This window comes from Mesorhizobium sp., assembly GCF_004962245.1.
Classification (GTDB): domain Bacteria; phylum Pseudomonadota; class Alphaproteobacteria; order Rhizobiales; family Rhizobiaceae; genus Mesorhizobium.
The window spans coordinates 248,778-266,021 of record NZ_SUHQ01000006.1 but is presented as its reverse complement, the minus strand read 5'-3'; the positions used below and the strand labels follow the sequence as shown (position 1 = coordinate 266,021).

Here is a 17,244-nt window from a genome sequence, read left to right as displayed (position 1 = left end):
CTCTCCTGTTTCGCGAAATGGGCCGGACATGGCGCCACCGGGAACGGCGGCTGCTCGTGGTCGTTGCTCGTTGTGAGTTCACGGGAGGAGCCCATGGAAAATAGTATCCACGAAGCCCGCTGGTTGCTTGGCACGGTCTTCGCCGTCTCCATCACGTTTCTGGCGATTGGAGTGATCACCAGCTAGGGACCGACCGCACTTTGACGATCGGACAAGGAACGAAATTGATATCTGCGCAGCTACGTCCCTTCCTGCGCTGATAGGGGACCACCCGCCATTCCTCGATTTGGCGGGTGGTCCGCATCACGGCTCATCAAGCCCGCCCAGGCGAGGCCTGCCGGCAGTTCAAGGTGGCGAGGCGGCATCACCTCACATCAGGTATTCAACAACCCCGTCGAATTTTCTTCAGGCCTACGCTAGGGAGGCTTCTGCCTGTGTAGTCTCTGTTCAGTTGCGGCCGCCTCGATCATTTCTGACAGTTAGTTGCGAGAACGAGTAGTTCAGTTTCTCAATCTAACTGCAATCGCGGCGCCAAATGCCCTTGGCACCGATCGCAATCACAGCGGACGGATACGTCCCAGGAGTCCGGCCTCCTGCACCATCACTCGCGATACCACCGGGGCAGCCGCCTTTCTTGGCAATGCCAGGAACGCCCGCCCGCTACGGCTTCTAGCGTCCGTTCACCAGTTTCAGGGATCGGTGGTGGATTGCTACGACGTGTTAACCTTTTGGTAACCCTCCGAACTCGAAACTGAGAAAGCAGTGGCTCATTTAGCCTCGATAAATGTTAGGGCTGATATCGGAGCGAGACAAAGGAGAAAAGACCGGGATGGCCACGGTATTGAACGCCAAGGGCGTTCCACTCCCCTACAGCGGGTCCTCCGTAAAGTGGTACTCGGCGACGAATTCCGGCCCAGCCCTTTATGGCAGCCTATACAACGACTCGATGTACGGCGATGGCAGCGTCACCGTCACAATGTATGGCGGCAAGGGCGATGACATTTATTATCTTTATTCCTCGAAGAACAAGGCGGTCGAGCTGCCCAACGAGGGTGTCGATACCATCTCGACCTGGATGAGCTATAGGCTTCCAGCCAATTTCGAGAACCTGACGGTCACAGGCGACAAACGCTACGCTTTTGGAAACGCGCAAAACAACATCATTACCGGCGGCTCCGGCCAACAGACGCTCGACGGCTTGCAGGGCGATGACGTGCTCAAGGGCGGATCCGGGGCGGACATTTTCGTCGTGACCGAAGGTAACGGCAGTGACCTGATCCTCGACTTTCGCGCCGAAGATACCGTGCGCGTCGGGAGCTACGGCTTCACCTCCTTCGAGGAAGTGCGGGCCAACATGGTCCAGTCGGGGGCGAACGTCCGACTTAATCTGTCCGATGACGAGTTTCTCGTCTTCGCCAACAAGACCATCGGCGAGTTCACCGCAAGTCAGTTCAAGCTGGCCGTGGACAGGTCGGCTTTGGAACTTACCTTTTCGGATGAGTTCGACACGCTGAACCTGTGGAATGGCTCGAGCGGCACCTGGGACTCGAACTTCCCGTGGGGAGCCGCGAACGGCAGCTCGATCACGAGCGCCAACGAGCTTCAATGGTACATTGATACCGACTACGCCCCGACGAGCTCCGTCAACCCATTCAGCGTTGAGGACGGTGTTCTCACGATTACTGCCGCCCAGGCTCCTGAGGCGATCCAGCCCTACATAAACAATTACCAATACACGTCAGGTGTGCTGACGACCTACGAATCCTTCGCGCAGACCTACGGCTATTTCGAAATTCGGGCCGACATGCCCGAAACACAAGGTGTATGGCCGGCCTTCTGGCTCCTCCCGGCGGACGGCTCCTGGCCACCGGAACTGGATGTCATAGAGATGTTCGGCCAGGATCCGAACAAGCTCATTCTGACGGCTCACTCGAACGCGACGGGAACTCATACGAAAGTCGGCTCGACTGCCTATACCGCGGATACCGAAGGTTTCCACACATACGGGGTGCTGTGGACAGAAGACGAACTCGTCTGGTATTTCGACGACGTCGAAGTTGCACGTGCCGCAACGCCTGCCGACATGCACGATCCGATGTATATGCTGGTCAATATGGGGGTTGGCGGCCTCGCGGGAGCCCCCGCCGACGGGCTTGCGACGCCTGCAGAAATGCAGATCGACTACATCCATGCCTATGCGTTGAACGATTGGATTATCTAAACGTAACACCCGACGATGGGTTCGGAACGGGCACGTTCGGCATCAGGCCTGATTTCGGGCGCGATCATTGCCGCCTGAGACTGAACTGGGACTGATGTGAAGGCGATGTCGCATCCCCATCCATCCGAGCCGCCGCGAACAACCCTGGCAGCGGTTCTGGCTTCCTTCCGGCGAGCGTTGGCGGGAATTGCCTTGATGAGCGGCGTCGTCAATGTTCTGGCACTGACCGGCTCGTTCTTCATGCTGCAGGTCTACGATCGCGTCATACCTGGCCGCAGTGTGCCGACGCTCATCGGGCTTGCGGTGTTTGCCGGCACCCTCTTTGTTTTCCAGGGCGTTCTTGAACTCATCCGGTCGCGGCTGCTCGTGCGTATTGGAATGGCCCTGGACGCGCAATTGAGCGGACAGGTCTATACCGCCCTTATGCATTTGCCGTTGCGCACCAAGCTCGCAGGCGACGGCCTTCAGTCATTGCGCGACCTGGACCAGGTGCGGTCGTTTCTGTCGAGCGCTGGCCCGATCGCGCTTTTCGACCTGCCGTGGATGCCGCTCTATCTCGCGATCTGCTTCCTGTTCCACTTCTGGATCGGGATGACGGCACTGGCCGGCGCAGTCATACTCTTCAGCCTGACGTTGTTTGCCGAAGCGCGCACAAGAGAGCCTGCAAGAAGGGCCAACGGCCAGGCCGCAGCGCGCAACACGCTTGCGGAGGCGACGCGTCGCAATGCCGAGGTTCTGCAGGCTATGGGCTTTGGCACGCGCATCGCTGAGCGCTGGTCCAGCGTCAACGCCGAGTACCTCAACACGAATGCGAAAGCCAGCGATCTGGCTGGGACCCTCGGAACGCTCTCGAAGGTCCTGCGCATGATGCTGCAGTCGGGCATCCTGGCGATTGGCGCCTACCTGGTCATTCATCAGCAAGCCACAGCCGGGATCATGATCGCCAGTTCGATCATGATGAGCCGGGCGCTCGCGCCGATCGAACTGGCTATCGCCCACTGGAAGGGCTTCGTCACCGCGCGTCAGGCATGGGCCCGGCTAACGCAGCTTTTGGCGCTGCTTCCCAAAACCACAACAAGTGTCTCGCTAACGGCGCCTATATCTGCTCTTGCGGTCGAAGGCCTCAGCGTCACACCGCCGGGCGAACCCCGCGTGGTCGTGCAAGACGTCACCTTTGCATTGGAAAAGGGTGCTGGCCTGGGCATCGTCGGACCAAGCGCTTCGGGCAAATCGTCGCTCGTCCGTACGATTGCCGGCATATGGCTCCCAGTCCGCGGAACCGTCAGGCTGGATGGCGCAACGCTCGACCAATGGTCGCCGGAAGAACTGGGCAATCATGTCGGCTACCTGCCGCAGGATGTGCAACTGTTCGACGGCACCATTGCCGAGAATATCGCGCGCTTCGAACCGGGAGCGCCATCCGACAAGATACTCGAGGCTGCGCGAGCCGCCGGGGTCCATGATCTCGTCATCCATCTGCCGGAAGGCTACGAGACGCGGATTGGCGAGGCCGGGTCGGCGCTTTCGGCTGGCCAGAGGCAGCGGGTTGCGCTCGCCCGGGCTCTCTACGGCGATCCGTTCCTGGTCATCCTCGATGAGCCGAATTCCAACCTTGACGCGGAAGGCGAAGCCGCCTTGACGGAAGCAATCCAGGGTGTGCGTGCACGCGGCGGCATTGCCGTCGTGGTGGCACATCGGCCGAGCGCGCTTGCCAGCCTGGATCAAATCCTGGTCATGGCAAATGGCCGGATCCAAGTGTTTGGCCCGAAGAATGATGTCTTGAACAAGGTAACCCGTCCGGCAGGTGTTCCTCTGAAGGTCGTCTCTGGTCCTGAAGGATCTGCATCCTGATGGCACGCCGCCCTGCATCCGCCATTGACCGGACCATTCGGCGCTATCTGCTTGGTGGGGTCGCAGTTTGCATCCTTCTGATTGGTGGCGCGGGAAGCTTGGCCGCCGTCACCGAGATCTCCGGGGCCGTGATTGCTTCGGGAAAGCTGGTCGTCGATTCCAGCGTCAAGAAGGTCCAGCATCCGACGGGCGGCGTTGTCGGTGAAATCTTGATCCGGGAAGGCGATGCCGTAAAGGCAGGCCAGATCCTGATCCGCCTCGATGAGACCGTCACTCGGGCCAATCTGGCGATCGTCACGAAGAGCCTGGACGAATTCGAGGCCCGTTTGGCGCGCCTCGAGGCCGAGCGTGGTGGCACCGACACCATCGCCTTTCCATCCTCGCTGACCTCGCGGCAGGACGATCCCGAGATCGGGCATGCGATGGCCGGCGAACAGTCGTTGTTCGAATTTCGCCGGCAAGCACGCGCTGGTCAGAAGGCTCAACTGAGCGAGCGTATCGCTCAGCTCGCTGAAGAAGTTTCCGGCTTGACCGAGCAAAAGGATGCCAAAAGCCGGGAAATCGAGTTGATCGGGTCTGAACTTGAGGGGATGCGCAAACTCTGGCAACGCAAGCTGGTCTCAATTGACCGCATAACCGCACTCGAACGCGATGCCGTCCGGCTCGAAGGCGAGCACGGACAGCTGACTGCGTCCATCGCGCAATCGAAGGGCCGCACATCCGAAATCCGTCTGCAGATCATTCAGATCGATCAGGAGTTGCGGAGCGAAGTGGCGAGCGAACTGCGTGAGGTCCAGGCAAAGATTTCTGAATTCGTCGAGCGCAAGGTTTCGGCCGAAGATCAGCTCAAGCGGATCGATATACGCAGCCCGCAGGCCGGCGTCGTTCATCAGCTCGGTGTGCACACAGTCGGTGGTGTTGTTTCTCCCGGAGAGCTCATCATGCTCATTGTGCCGGTCACCGACGACCTGACCGTCGAGGCGCGTGTGGCTCCGCAGGATATCGATCAGCTGGCGCCAAGGCAGAGCGCAACCTTGCGGCTTTCGGCCTTCAACCAGCGGATAACGCCAGAGCTAGATGGTGTGGTCCGTGAGATTTCCCCGGATCTCAGCATCGATGAGCAAAGCGGCGCCGGCTTCTATACTGTGCGTCTCAGCCTGCCACGCACCGAACTTACCAGGCTGAAAGGCCTGGTTCTGGCGCCAGGCATGCCTGTCGAAGTATTCTTTTCGACCGGCAGCCGCACGATGTTGTCTTATCTCGTAAAACCTCTGACCGACCAGATTCAGCGGGCCTTCAGAGAAGAGTAAGTTGTGCCTCTCCCGTAGGGCCCCGCAGTCGCCGAGCATGCCATTGCTTGAAGCTCTTCGTCGGGCACCAGCCGGGGCACCACGGAGAACAACAGACATCGCATGTCCGGACGCTCTGCCGCGCCTAGGGCATTCAATTCCCCTTATGGGTCCGAACCTTAGTTGGTCTTCAATTGGCCGACGCGATTTTCGGCGATCCAGCGAGCGGCGAGCACCAGCGCACCCATACTGAAATCCTTGCCGTGCTTGGCCACCATTTCTTCCGACAGCCTGGCGAGTCGTTCGAAAAACTCGTCCTTGCTCTCGTCCTCGGGCGTGGATTCGGTTTGCATTTTTTCCTCCTGTTTCTTGCGGATCTGCTTCCGCTATTTGAACATCTGCGCGGGAAAGGTGACGATCGCGGCGGTGCCGTCGACGGCGCCCACCGCCAGCTGCCGCCCGTCGCCGGACCAGGCAAGCGCGGTCACCGCGCTGCCCAAGGGTCTGACGAGGAGTTCACCCGGCGCGCCGATCTGGGCGATGCTTATCCGGCCGTTGGCGTAGCCGGCCGCGATGAGTTTCTTCTGCGGGTGCGCCGCCACTGTTTCGATCAAAACCAGCCCGGTGCGACCCGTCTCCAGTGCGCCAGACTTTTTGTCGCCAAGGGGAGGGGCGGTCATCGACCAGCCGGCGATCCGGAATGCGCCCGATGCGAACAGCGCATTGTCCGGCAGGCTCCAGCACACCGTCCGGACCGGTGACGGAAATCCCGCGACAATGTCAGTCCGGCCATCGGCTACGCTGACCAGGGCAAAGCCCCCGGCTTCGAGCCCACAGGCCAGCCATGTGCCGTCGCCACTCCAGCGGATCGATACCGGGCGCGCCGAAAAAGACACCTCGCGTATCGGGGCCGCGTCGCCGTCGACCGCCCAGATCGATAGTCCATTATCCCGGCCGCTGGCTAGGCGCTGCCCGTCTGGCGAAAAGGCGAGAGTCTCCGTGGGCTGTGTCGCTCCGTGTCGCAATCTTATCGCATCGTCTCGGTTGCGCGACAGGAAGACATCCTGGCCGTTGCTGACGGCCGTCGCCGCCGCCTTGGCACTATGGTCGATGGCGACGATCGGTCCATCGATCTTCACCAGCGCCTCAACAACATCTCCGCCCGCAGTCAGATGCGCCGCTTCGCCGCCCGCCGTTCCGACGAGGAATCCGGACCGAAGGTAGCTGGCGAGCGGGACGTCTCCATCCCCCAACGCGACGGTGGCGATCAACGGCGCCGGTGGCTTCTCCCGCGGGCGGATCGTCGTCTGGCCGAGATCGCCGCTCACCCTAATTCGCGACTCGGGCGGCTCATGGTCGGCAACCGCAGCGATGGCGACCGTTCCGTCCACGCAGGTGAATGCAACAGCCGAGCCATCGGCGCTGAAGCGCAGATCGGCGATCGCCGACGCGCGATGCCAGCTTCGCGCCAGAAGGTCGAACAAGGTCAGGTTCTGTATCGCGTGCTGGTTCATGACCATTCCCTTCGTCAGTTACCTTCGGTCGCCGCGAGGCTGCGGTCGACGTCCTCGACGTCGCCTTCCGCCGCGACGATGCGTTGCTCGCACGCAGCGCATGCCTGCATGGCCGCCGCGGCTCTCTCCTCCGCCTCATGCAAATCCTGCACCAGTTGCGCGCTGGCGCCGCTCCTGCCGATTTCGAGTTCCAGGCGCAGCACATCCATCTCGACACCGGCGCGTTTCTGATTGAGCCGCAGCGCCTCGGCAGTGAGCGCGGAAACGTTGGCGACGAGTGCCAGCCGCCGGGCGAGCAGCGCGTCACGCTCGGCAGTTTGACGCATGGGATCCTCCTGTCATTCTTCGCTTCCAGGCGCCGATCCCGGCGGCTTTTCGAAAGCCGACAGCAATTTGGGCAACGTGCCGGCCTGCGATTGGAATTGCTTTTCGGCCGTTTCGATGTGGCTCTTGAGCTGATCCCATATGTCGACCCGGATCATCGATGTCGTGTCGCCGGTGAGGTGCTCGATCTCGTCGATTCGGAACTGGCGCGACAGCGAAACACCGGAAAACACGAATTCGCGCAGCAGGATCGCATGGTTCTCGATGAACAGATGGATCATCGGATGCGTTTCCGTGGTGATGCCGCTGGCGGCAAGCTCGGCTCGGATGAAGTCCTGGAAGTGGCTCTGCAGGCGGTACTGGCTCTCGCCCATGAAGCGCATGACAAAGACCAGGTCGCGGGGCATCAGCCTGACAAGATCGCCGGTGACGCCGCAGGCCTCGCTCGACATCGGCTCTGGTGGCTGACGGCTGTCCTTGTCGTTGGGCATGGTCTCTCTTCAGCGTTAGGCCCCTTCATGGGCTGTTGCGCTCAAATAGTATAGGAAGGTGGTAAATTGAATAGATGAAATGTATTTTTACATATGCTGCAGGTGCTAAGCAATATGCTGCAATTGCGAAATAATTGTAAATATTACAGGTGTAATTTACAATTGTAAAAGAACGTTACGGTCGGCTGTCTTTTCAGATATCGAAAACAGCTTTGTTTCTGCTTGAAGGCCGACGGTAGGCCCTATTTCCAATCTGGCACGGCGCTTGCTTTGTTCATTTCCACAAGAAGCCCATCGCGCTTTGACGCGGTGCCAAAAGAACGAAGGAACGGAGGAAGCAGGGACAAGTCACGTCCGCTTCGATACGCCCATCGCAAGTGCGGTTGGCGCCGCGGTCCCTGCCCTCGAGAACCTTTGCCACGATCCACTTGAATGGCCGGACCATGAGTCGCGCCTGAACGCGCAACCCTTTGTCATGCCGTTCGCACTCTCACTGGCGGTGCTGTGTGCCGCCTCATGCCGGGGTCAAGGGACCTGCGGCTCAAACCTGGTGGAGGCTTATGACCATGACGTCTCTGACGCTCAACAAGATTACCTCGCAACGCGGAATCTCCGTCGGCGAGGCAACTAAGAAGATTGCCGATCTCGGCTGGAATCCTTCCTACGTCCAGGAAGCGATGACGTTTCCGACGGACTACAAGATCAACAAGACTCCGCGCGACCCGATGAAACAGGTCCTGCGGTCTTATTTTCCGATGCAGGAAGAGAAGGACAATCGTGTCTACGGCGCGTTGGATGCGGCGTTGCGTGGCGACATGTTCCGCAACGTGGAACCGCGCTGGGTCGAGTGGATGAAACTCTTCCTCGCCATCATCCCGTTCCCGGAAATCTCTGCTGCCCGCTCGATGGCGATGGTCGCCCGTATCGCGCCGGGCGAGGAGCTCAGGACCGGTTTTACCATGCAGATGATCGATGAGTTCCGCCACTCGACGATCCAGATGAACCTGAAGAAATGGTACATGGAGAACTACATCGATCCGGCCGGCTTCGACATCACCGAGGAAGCCTTCGGAAAATGCTACGCCACGACCATCGGCCGGCAGTTCGCCGAAGGCTTTATCACCGGCGATACGATGACCGCCGCCTGCATGTACCTGACCGTGGTTGCCGAGACCGCCTTCACCAACACGCTGTTCGTCGCCATGCCCTCGGAGGCCGCCCGCAATGGCGACTACGCGCTGCCAACCGTCTTCCTGTCGGTGCAGTCCGACGAGAGCCGGCACATCGGCAATGGCCACTCGCTGCTGATGGCGGCGCTCAAGGAGCCGGAAAACCACCTGCTGCTTGAGCGCGACCTGCGCTACGCCTTCTGGCAGAACCACGCGATCGTCGATGCGGCCATCGGCACCTTCATCGAGTACGGCACCACCAACCGCGACAAGAACAAGGAGTCCTACGCGGAAATGTGGCACCGCTGGATCTATGAGGACTACTACCGCACCTACATGCTGCCGCTCGAGAAATACGGCATCAAGGTCCATCACGACGACGTCCAGGCGGCCTGGGAACGCATCACCAAGAAGAACTACGTCCACAAGGTCGGACAGTTCTTCGCCGTCGGCTGGCCGGTCAATTTCTGGCGCATCGAAGCCCAGACCGACAAGGACTTCGAATGGTTCGAGCACAAGTATCCGGGCTGGTACGCGGAGTTCGGCGATTTCTGGAAATGGTACGCCAAGCTCAGCCATAAGGGCGAGAAGGTCCTCCTCTTCAATAGTGACGTCGGCTACGTCTACCCGCATCGTTGCTGGTCCTGCCTCGTCCCCTGCCTGATCCGCGAGGATATGGTTGTCGGCGAGATCGACGGCCAGTTGCACACCTTCGCCCACGAGCTCGACAAGTGGACCGCGACCGTGGCCTTCGCCGACGAATATGAGGGCCGTCCGACACCCGCGATGGGCCGCTTCAGCGGCAAGCGCGAGTGGGAGACGCTCTATGACGGCTGGGATCTGGCCGATGCCATCAAGGACCTGAACTTCGTCCGCTCCGATGGCAAGACCCTCGTTCCGCAGCCGCATATGCGCTTCGACGACAAGGAGATGTGGACGCTGGACGACGTGCGGGGCAACACGCTCGGATCGCCGCTCAATGCGCTGCGTGCCATGTCGCCCGCGGACCGTGAGAAGCACCTGGCGGAATACCGGGCCGGCTTCACGATCAATCCCTGCAACTGATCAGGCCAGGGGGCGGGTTCGTCCCGCCCCCTTCCTTTTACTGGAGGTCCGTATGTCGGAAACCCACACGGTCAGGCTCAGCCCGGTCGGCGTCGAATTCGACGTCGAGCATGGCGAAACGGTGCTCAACGCCGCTTTCCGCCAGGGCATCGCCCTGCCGCACGGCTGCAAGGAGGGGCAATGTTCGGCCTGCAAGAGCGTGTTGCTCGATGGCGAAGTCGACATGCTCAAATACTCGACCTTCGCGCTGAACGACATGGAGAAGGAGAGCGGTCACGTCCTTTTGTGCCGCTGCATCGCCTACTCCGATCTGGAAGTCGAGCTTCTCAACTACGACGAGGAGATTTTGGCGAAAGCGATCGCCGTGAAGACGTTCAAGGGCCGGATTGCTCTGATCGAGCACCTGACCCACGACATTCGCGGCATCGAGATCGAACTCGGCTCGCCGATAAAGTTCTGGGCGGGGCAATATGTCGACATCACGGTTACCACGGAAAAAGGGGAGACGATTACGCGCTCGTTCTCCATGGCAAATACGCCGGACCAAACCCAAAAACTCTGCTTCATCATCAAAAAATACCCTGAGGGAAAGTTCTCCGGAGAACTCGATTCCGGAGGAATCAAGGTCGGAGCCGAAGTCACCGTCGTTGGACCCTACGGAACCTGTTTCCGTCGGGAAGAACGGCAAGGACCTCTAGTCCTGGTCGGCGCCGGCTCGGGCATGTCGCCGATCTGGTCGATCCTCAACGACCATCTGAAGAGCGGCGAGAAACGTCCGGTCTATTTCTTCTACGGTGCCAGGACGCGCAACGACCTGTTCTATCTCGACAGGATCGCCGAGCTGATCGGCCAGCATTCGGATGTCACTTTCATTCCCGTGCTGTCGCACGCGACTGATGACGCCGAATGGGAAGGCGAACGCGGTTTCGTACACCAGAGTGTCGACGCCAAGCTCAAGCAACTGGCGGTCGACGGGCAGGGCGATGTCCATGCTTGTGGCCCGCCACCCATGATCGATGCGCTTCAGCCGGTTCTGTTCATGAATGGGTTCGAGACGGAGCGGATCTTCTTCGACAAGTTCACCACATCGACAGGTGCTACGCCGACCCACTGAGGGGACGGCCACGCAACTGCAACCACAACTGCAACAAGGGAGTGAAGACTATGCCAGCTACCTCGAGTTCAGTCGGATCCGGAGCCGCCGGCGCGGCGATCTTTGCCGACTCCGACAGCCGGAAGTACCGGTATTTCGACCCGAAGGGCCAGCGCGCCACGCACTACGAAGACATGACGGTCGACGTACAGCCTGACCCTGAGCGTTACCTGATCCAGGACTGGATCATCTCCTTTGCCGACGGCAAGGGCGCTTATGTCAAGCAGAACACCGCCGCGCAGAGCTCCAACTGGCATGCCTTCCGCGCCCCCGATCAGGAGTGGGAACGCACACACTACCAGCGCCAGTCGAAAATCGAGACGATGGTGCAGAGCGTCATCAACAATGCCCGCAAGTCGGGGGCGCCGAAGACCTTCGACCAGGCCTGGGTCAAGATCCTGCAGACGCAGCTCGGCGCCTGGAAACACGCCGAATTCGGGCTCGGCACTTCGCTGATGCAGGCGCAGCGTTACGGCTACACCCAGATGATCAACAACGCGACGTTGACCAACTCGTCCTACAAGCTGCGGCTTGCCCAGGACATCACGCTCTACCTTGCCGAAATCGGCATGGACTTGCCCGGCTGGGACGACGAACTTGGCAAGAAGGCATGGCTCGAGGACGCGAACTGGCAAGGCACCCGCGAAGCGGTCGAGACCATCATGGGTGCGACCGACTATCTTGAACAGTATTTCGCCATCAACATCATCTTCGAGCCGTTGGTTGGCGAAGTATTCAGATCGGGTTTCCTGATGCAGATCGCCGCCGCCAATCATGACTTCATCACGCCTGCAGTAATATCGGCCGCCGAAGCCGACTATGAGCGCAATCTCGCCAACACGATCGACCTCATGTACTTGCTCGCCAATGACGAGAACCACGGCGTGGCGAACAAGAAGCTTTTCCAGGGCTGGGTCAAGAAGCACAGCGCGCTCGCCGACAAGGCAGCCATCGGCCTTCAGCCGATCTGGTCGATGCCGCATTCCAAGCCGGTCGCGTTTGCGGATGTCCGCGCCAAATCCGAAGAACGGATTGGCCAGATCCTCGGCGAACTCGGCCTCAAGCGCTGACAAAGGGAGAAAACCGTCATGTCAACTGCAGCACGCGACGCATCGCAATCCAACATCTTCAGGTCGATGAAGGACATCACCTTCGAACAGACGATTTCGCATCAGTGCGGCGTCACCATGAACGACTCCGTGGAAGCCAGGGCCATCGCTGAATTCATGGGCCAGAAGCCGGGGGTCACCATCACCTACCAGCCGGCACTGATCCGTATCGACGGTGACGGCAAGCTGATCTTCAAGATGGACGCGATCGGTGAATATCTCGGCCGCGAGATTTCGGCCGAGACCTTCGAGGTCAACACCTCCACACACTACGGCCGCATGGTTCGCGTCGACGACAACACCGTGATCCTGTTCGGCAACATGGACGAGATGTTCGAATACATCGAATAGACGCCAAGAAAACAGGCGCGCCGCTGGTTGCGGCGCGCCGCCCCGATCAACGCAATCAGTGCTGAGGGAACCATGTTTATCACACCGGAAGGCAAGGAAATCTTCGTGGTCGACGGCCACACCCATTTCTGGGACGGCAGCCCCGAGAACCAGAAGAATGTTCATGGCAAGCAGTTCATCGAGTGCTTCTACGCCTATCACACGGGGCTGAGCCCCAAGGAGCAGCTGTGGGAGAAGAGCAAGTTCGAAAAGTACAGCGCCGACGATCTCTATCGCGACCTGTTCGTCAACGGTCCCGATGATGTGGCGATCGTGCAGTCGACCTATCTCAAGGATTTCTACAAAAACGGCTTCAACACGATCGAGCGCAATGCAGAGGTGGCCAAGCGCTATCCGGAGCGTTTCATCGTCAACGGCGCCTTCGATCCGCGCGACGGCGAGAAGGCGCTCGAGTACATCCACTTCCTCAAGGAGACCTACGACGTCAAGGGCGTGAAGATGTACACGGCCGAATGGAACGGCGCCTCCAAGGGCTGGAAGCTGACCGATCCCGATGCCTACAAATGCTTCGAACTCTGCGACAAGCTCGGCATCAGGAATATCCATGTCCACAAGGGTCCGACCATCATCCCGCTCAGCAAGGACGCCTTCGACGTGCATGACGTCGACCATGCAGCGACTGATTTCCAGAACCTCAACTGGGTTGTCGAGCATTGCGGCCTGCCGCGCCTCGACGATTTCTGCTGGATCGCGACGCAGGAGACCAACGTCTATGGCGGGCTGGCGGTGGCGCTGCCGTTCATCCATTCGCGCCCGCGCTATTTCGGCGAGGTCATCGCCGAACTTCTGTTCTGGATCGGGCCGGAGAAAATCCTGTTCGGTTCCGACTACGCGATCTGGACGCCGCGCTGGCTGGTCGAGAAATTCTGGGCCTACCAGATCCCCGAGGACATCGCCGCAGAACGTGGCGTGCAGCTAACCGACGAGATCAAGGAGAAGATCCTCGGCCTCAACGCCGCGCGTCTCTACAACATCGACATCGAAACCAAGAAGGCGGCGCTCGCCAGTTCGCCCTTCAGCATCGCGGCGGAGTAGGAGCCATGGCAACCGCCAGCGTTTCCGGCAGCCGCGAGAACGAACTCTGGCGGCGCCTTGGTGAAGTCAACGACCCGGAGCTCGACGAACCGATTACCGAGATGGGCTTCGTCGAGCGGGCCGAGATGACGGGCGATGGCAGCGTGGAGATCGATTTCCGCCTGCCGACCTACTGGTGCTCGCCCAACTTCGCGTTCCTGATGCTGGACGGCGTCCGCAAGGCGCTCGACCAGCTCTCATGGTCGCCGGCCTATCGCGTCAAGCTGCACGACCATATGTTCGCCGAAGAGGTCAATCGCGGCATGGAGGCCGGCAAGACCTTCGGCGACATATTCGCCGAGCTTGCCGAGGATCAGGATCTCAGCGCTTTGCGCGAAACCTTCAGGCTGAAGGCATTCAAGCGGCGCCAGGAGGCCGTGCTGCGCGGCTTTCGGCAGCATGGTCTGACCGAGCGGGAAATCCTCGGCATGGACCTGCCGGCATACGATGTCGCGCGGTTCGAACCGGGCGAAGCGGCCAACCAGCAGCCGAGGTACCGGGCGGCTCTGCTTGAGCGCTTTCCCGATCGCCGTGGGGATGACCCTGTCTTCGTCACATGGGAAGGGCAGCGCATACCAACCGGCGCACTCTGCGCGCATCTCGCCGAGTTGCGCAGTGTGCGCATCAACATGGAGTTCAACGGCGCGCTTTGCCGTGGCCTCAAACAGACAAGATACAAGGAACTGGGTGTGGTCGACGGCGAACCGACGCTGGTCGATTTCATCATGGATCGTGTGCCGGCAAGAGCCGCACCGATCGCCTGAAGCCGAGCTGAAAACAACGGCCTCCCTCGCACGAGGCCCCTAACCAACAACCCGCCCGTAAGGCGGAAGGAGGAATCATGCCCAAAATAATGCTTCACAATTCCGAGGCCCGCCGTGCTCTTGCCCGTGGCGTCTTTCGGTTGGCAGCGGCCGTTGAGCCGACACTCGGCCCCAAAGGCATGAACGCCATGATCGACCGGCCGATCGGCACGCCGATGGTGACGCGCGACGGCGTCAGCATCGCTTCCGAGATCGAGTTGCACGACCGTTTCGAGAACATGGGCGCGCAGGTCGTGCGCGAAGTGTCGATGCAGACCAACGAGGTCGCCGGCGACGGCACCACGACTGCCATCGTGCTCGCCAACGCGCTCATCCAGAGCGGCATCGAAGCGAATGAGCGCGGCGCTAAATCCGTTGATCTGTGCAAGGGTATCGACCTTGCCGTGGCGGCGGTGGTGGCGGCGCTCAAGGCTTCGGCCAAACCGGCCAAGGGCAACGGCATTCTCGCTTCGGTCGCCAACATCGCGGCGACCGATGCCAGGCTTGGCGCGCTGGTGGCGGAAGCGCATCAGCGGGTAGGGGCCGAAGGCGTCATCACCACCGACTTCAGTGTGACCACCGAGACAACGCTTGATGTGGTCGAGGGCATGTCCTTCGAACGCGGCTATCTCTCGCACCACATGGTGACCGATCAGGAGAAGATGGAGGCGGTTCTCGAACGGCCCTACATCCTGATGACCGACCTCAAGATCAAGGAGCCCGAGGCGCTGGATGCGGCGCGCCGCATTGCCGACGAGGATGGTCGGCCGCTGCTGATCGTATCCGAGGAAATGTCGCCGGAAGTGGTGATGACGCTGCTCGGCAAGCAGGGACCTGGAAAATACCTCGTCGTTCATCCGCCGGAATACGGCCATTGGCGCAAGGCGATGATGGAGGATCTGGCCATCATCACCGGCGGCAAGGTGATTGCCCGCGATCTCGGCGGCCGGCTGGAGGACATCACCGCCGACGATCTCGGAACAGCTGACCGGGTGAAGACCAGCTCGTCCTACACCTCGATCATTCGCGGCGGCGGCGACCATGCCGCAATCGCATCGCGCCGCGCCCAGGTGCAGCGGCAGTATGAAGCCTCGCCGCCGAATATCGATCAGGACAAGCTGCGCGAACGCCTGGCCAAGCTTTCTGGGGGCACCGCGATCCTCTATGCCGGCGGTGTTACGCCGGTCGAGCAAAAGCGAACCATACAGCTCATCGAGGATTCACTGAATGCGGTGCGCGCCGCCTCAGAGGAGGGCGTGGTCGCCGGCGGCGGCTCCGCACTCGCCCAGGTCGCACCGCTGCTCGACAAGGTGGCGGCGGGCGTCGACGGAGATGTCGCCGAAGGCGTGCGCCTGGTGCGGTCGGTGCTGTCGAGGCCGCTCTGGCGTATCGCTGCCAATGCCGGGGCCGATCCAGAAGCCGTCGTGGCCGAAGTCACGCGCATCAACGGCGGCTACGGCTACAACGCGTCTGCCGGCAGCTACCAGAACATGTTCGAGGCCGGGATCATCGATCCTGTCCGCGTCACCTACACAGCACTCGCCAACGCCGCTTCGGTGGCAACGCTGATCCTGACCACAGAAACGCTGATTGGCCATCTTGCCGAGGACGAGGACCCGACGGCCGGACCGGCGCGCGGCGGTGGCTCTGAAAAGCTCGGCCGCGCCTGAAGAAATCCGAACAATCTCGACGTTGAAAGGATACGACGATGAAAGCTGCCAGACTGTACGAATACGACCCGCGCATGAACGTCCAGCTCAAGATCGAGGAGGTCGCGGCGCCGACGATCACCGCGCCCGACGAGGTGATCGTGCGGGTCGGTGCCGCCGGCCTCTGCCGCACCGACCTGCACATCATCGAGGGTGTTTGGAAACCGACCATGGACCCTGAAGGTACGCTCCTGCCTTACATCATGGGCCACGAGAATGCGGGTTGGGTGGAGGAGGTCGGCAGCGGCGTCAGATCGGTCAAACGCGGCGACGCAGTGATCTGCCATCCCTTCCGCTCGTGCGGCATCTGCCTCAACTGCCGACACGGCGAGGATATGTACTGCGACAACGGCCAGTTTCCAGGGCTTGGCATGAATGGCGGCTTCGCCGAATATTTCATCACCAGCGAGCGCTCGCTGATCAAGCTGAACGCCAATGTCACGCCAATCGAAGTGGCGCCGCTGGCCGACGCCGGCATCACCGCCTACCGCGCCGCCAAGCGGGCGGCGAAGCTCTTGAGGCCAGGCAGTTACTGCGTCCTGCTCGGCATAGGCGGGCTCGGCCATATCGCGCTGCAGTCCCTGCATGCGATTTCGGGCTGCCGCATCATCGCCGTCGATCGCGAGCCGGCGGCGCGGATGCTCGCCAAGGATCTCGGCGCCGACTTCGTCCTCGATGGCGGGCCGAATGTCGTCGAGGAGGTCAGCCAGATCACCGGCGGCGGCGCCCACGTGGTCATCGATTTCGTCGGCGAACTCGGCGTCGAGAACATCTGCTGGAAGATGGTGCGCAAGGGCGGCCAGCTCTTCGTCGTCGGCTACGGCGGCACCGTCAACGTGCCGACCGCGCATCTGGTCATCGAGGAGATCAACATCGGCGGCAGCCTGGTCGGCAATTTCACCGAACTTGTCGAACTGATGGAGCTGAACGCCGACGGCAAGGTGAAGATGCACTACACCGAATACAATCTCGCCAACATCAACACCGCGCTCGACGACTTCAAGAACCGGCGGTTCACCGGCCGTGGCGTCATCGTACCATAAATTGCCTAGACCCGGCGC

At 60.7% G+C, this 17,244-nt stretch carries 16 protein-coding genes; 12 read left to right on the top strand and 4 right to left on the bottom strand.

Features of this window, described 5'->3' with window-relative positions:
* The 4 genes from E5X88_RS09285 to E5X88_RS09270 all read left to right on the top strand — a co-directional run.
* Window positions 1–186 (top strand): hypothetical protein (locus E5X88_RS09285; RefSeq protein WP_292160540.1); only part of this gene is annotated, 186 nt, incomplete at its 5' end.
* Between the two features lie 643 nt (window positions 187–829).
* On the top strand, window positions 830–2,221 hold the full coding sequence (locus tag E5X88_RS09280; protein WP_292160538.1) for a family 16 glycosylhydrolase: 1,392 nt from the start codon (window positions 830–832) through the stop codon (window positions 2,219–2,221).
* Between the two features lie 105 nt (window positions 2,222–2,326).
* Window positions 2,327–4,072 (top strand): type I secretion system permease/ATPase, encoded by a 1,746-nt coding sequence (locus E5X88_RS09275; protein WP_292160536.1) that lies wholly within the window; start codon window positions 2,327–2,329, stop codon window positions 4,070–4,072.
* The gene (locus E5X88_RS09270; protein ID WP_292160534.1) at window positions 4,072–5,382 is read left to right on the top strand and encodes an HlyD family type I secretion periplasmic adaptor subunit; all 1,311 of its coding nucleotides are present in this window, start codon (window positions 4,072–4,074) and stop codon (window positions 5,380–5,382) included. The genes E5X88_RS09275 and E5X88_RS09270 overlap by 1 nt, the downstream gene beginning before the upstream one ends.
* Window positions 5,383–5,540: 158 nt before the next feature.
* Here the strand turns inward: E5X88_RS09270 and E5X88_RS09265 are convergent, their stop codons facing one another.
* The 4 genes from E5X88_RS09265 to E5X88_RS09250 are packed head-to-tail and all read right to left on the bottom strand — an operon-like array spanning window position 5,541 to window position 7,690.
* On the bottom strand, window positions 5,541–5,714 hold the full coding sequence (locus E5X88_RS09265) for a hypothetical protein (RefSeq protein ID WP_292160532.1): 174 nt from the start codon (window positions 5,712–5,714) through the stop codon (window positions 5,541–5,543).
* 33 nt (window positions 5,715–5,747) lie between these two features.
* Window positions 5,748–6,875: a hypothetical protein gene (locus E5X88_RS09260; RefSeq protein ID WP_292160530.1), complete on the bottom strand. Its 1,128-nt coding sequence runs from the start codon at window positions 6,873–6,875 to the stop codon at window positions 5,748–5,750.
* Window positions 6,876–6,889: 14 nt separating this feature from the next.
* Window positions 6,890–7,201 carry a hypothetical protein gene (locus tag E5X88_RS09255; protein ID WP_292160527.1) on the bottom strand — a complete coding sequence of 104 codons (312 nt, stop codon included), beginning with the start codon at window positions 7,199–7,201 and terminating at the stop codon, window positions 6,890–6,892.
* A 12-nt stretch (window positions 7,202–7,213) separates the two neighbouring features.
* Window positions 7,214–7,690, bottom strand: coding sequence for a hypothetical protein (locus tag E5X88_RS09250; RefSeq protein WP_292160524.1), 477 nt, complete (start codon window positions 7,688–7,690; stop codon window positions 7,214–7,216).
* A 566-nt stretch (window positions 7,691–8,256) separates the two neighbouring features.
* On the opposite strand from E5X88_RS09250, the gene E5X88_RS09245 reads away from it, so the two are divergent.
* The 8 genes from E5X88_RS09245 to E5X88_RS09210 all read left to right on the top strand — a co-directional run bounded on the left by E5X88_RS09245 (window position 8,257) and on the right by E5X88_RS09210 (window position 17,226).
* On the top strand, window positions 8,257–9,924 hold the full coding sequence (locus tag E5X88_RS09245) for an aromatic/alkene/methane monooxygenase hydroxylase/oxygenase subunit alpha (RefSeq protein WP_292160522.1): 1,668 nt from the start codon (window positions 8,257–8,259) through the stop codon (window positions 9,922–9,924).
* A 52-nt stretch (window positions 9,925–9,976) separates the two neighbouring features.
* Window positions 9,977–11,038 carry an NADH:ubiquinone reductase (Na(+)-transporting) subunit F gene (locus tag E5X88_RS09240; RefSeq protein WP_292160520.1) on the top strand — a complete coding sequence of 354 codons (1,062 nt, stop codon included), beginning with the start codon at window positions 9,977–9,979 and terminating at the stop codon, window positions 11,036–11,038.
* Between the two features lie 50 nt (window positions 11,039–11,088).
* The gene (locus E5X88_RS09235) at window positions 11,089–12,147 is read left to right on the top strand and encodes an aromatic/alkene monooxygenase hydroxylase subunit beta (protein WP_292160518.1); all 1,059 of its coding nucleotides are present in this window, start codon (window positions 11,089–11,091) and stop codon (window positions 12,145–12,147) included.
* 18 nt (window positions 12,148–12,165) lie between these two features.
* A complete protein-coding gene (locus tag E5X88_RS09230) occupies window positions 12,166–12,537 on the top strand; it encodes an MmoB/DmpM family protein (RefSeq protein ID WP_126039946.1) in 372 nt (123 codons plus the stop codon).
* Between the two features lie 72 nt (window positions 12,538–12,609).
* Window positions 12,610–13,632, top strand: coding sequence for an amidohydrolase family protein (locus E5X88_RS09225; RefSeq protein WP_292160513.1), 1,023 nt, complete (start codon window positions 12,610–12,612; stop codon window positions 13,630–13,632).
* Window positions 13,633–13,637: 5 nt separating this feature from the next.
* Window positions 13,638–14,435 carry an iron-sulfur cluster assembly protein gene (locus tag E5X88_RS09220; RefSeq protein WP_292160511.1) on the top strand — a complete coding sequence of 266 codons (798 nt, stop codon included), beginning with the start codon at window positions 13,638–13,640 and terminating at the stop codon, window positions 14,433–14,435.
* A 77-nt stretch (window positions 14,436–14,512) separates the two neighbouring features.
* A complete protein-coding gene (locus E5X88_RS09215; RefSeq protein ID WP_292160509.1) occupies window positions 14,513–16,144 on the top strand; it encodes a molecular chaperone GroEL in 1,632 nt (543 codons plus the stop codon).
* Between the two features lie 38 nt (window positions 16,145–16,182).
* Window positions 16,183–17,226, top strand: a complete 1,044-nt coding sequence (locus tag E5X88_RS09210; RefSeq protein ID WP_292160506.1) for an NAD(P)-dependent alcohol dehydrogenase — start codon at window positions 16,183–16,185, stop codon at window positions 17,224–17,226.
* The last annotated feature ends 18 nt before the right edge of the window (window positions 17,227–17,244 follow it).